The organism is Wolbachia endosymbiont of Drosophila leontia, assembly GCF_028981785.1.
In the GTDB taxonomy this organism is placed as follows: Bacteria; Pseudomonadota; Alphaproteobacteria; order Rickettsiales; family Anaplasmataceae; genus Wolbachia; species Wolbachia pipientis.
In genome coordinates this window covers 1-933 of sequence record NZ_JAPQLK010000177.1, presented here as the reverse complement: position 1 = coordinate 933, position 933 = coordinate 1, and the positions used below count along the sequence as shown (strand labels likewise).

The window sequence follows — 933 nt, the reverse complement described above, 5'->3', positions numbered from 1 at the left end:
AGAGGTTGTCCGGAAACTAGTAAATTCAAGCATATTCCCTCTTTAACATAACCCTACTCATAGCTAGGTATATGAAATTCTCAGTGGATGTTGTGAGTAAATCATACTCCTTCGATAGCCTTCTATTCCTATTAACCCAAGCAAAAGTCCTTTCTACAACCCATCTTCTTGGCTGTACTTTAAACCCTTGTTCTCTTGTTGGTAGTAGCTCAGGTGGCGTATCTTTGTGCACCCAAAATCTACATGGAGGCCTTTTAACAATTTCAATATCTATGTCATATTCTTCCTTTATGTGATTCTTTAAATTTCTTCCTTGGTATCCCATGTCAGCCCACATTTTTTTAACTTTAGTATATTTTGTTCTCATATTGTTTAATGCTATTTTAATACCATCTCTATCATTTTCGTTAGCAGCACCTACGTAACAACCTAGTATAAAACCCTGAGTGTCTGTAATTATATGCCTTTTTCTACCCTTTACTTTTTTACTTCCATCATAGCCTTTGATCCCCCCTTTTCTGTAGTCTTTACAGATTGACTATCTACTATACAGGCACTCGGCTGCTCATTCCTTCCTATTTTTCTTCTACTATATTTTGTAATTTCATAATTCATTTTCTCAAAAATTCCCTGCTTCTTCCATTGCCTGAACTGCTCATACACAGTCTTCCATAGCGGAAAATCATTTGGTAAATACCGCCATTGACACCCTGTACGCAATACATAGAAAATTGCTTCTAATATTTCTCTTTTGCTATACTTTGGCGGCCTTCCTCCTTTCTTGTATGATACTCTGAAGTGTTTTTCTATTCTTGACCATTCCCTTTCGCTTAGATCTGTTGGATACTTTTTTCTCATCTTTACCCCGTACTAAAATTTCAGATATTATAGCCTTTTACTTGTTTCCGGACAACCTCTAAATTTATGAAGCTA

Annotated in this window: 1 pseudogene; it reads right to left on the bottom strand. The window is 36.0% G+C overall.

From position 1 onward, the window contains the following. Nucleotides 1-25 precede the first annotated feature (25 nt). Nucleotides 26-858, bottom strand: a pseudogene (locus tag OZD63_RS05895) (IS5 family transposase). Between the last annotated feature and the right edge of the window lie 75 nt (nucleotides 859-933).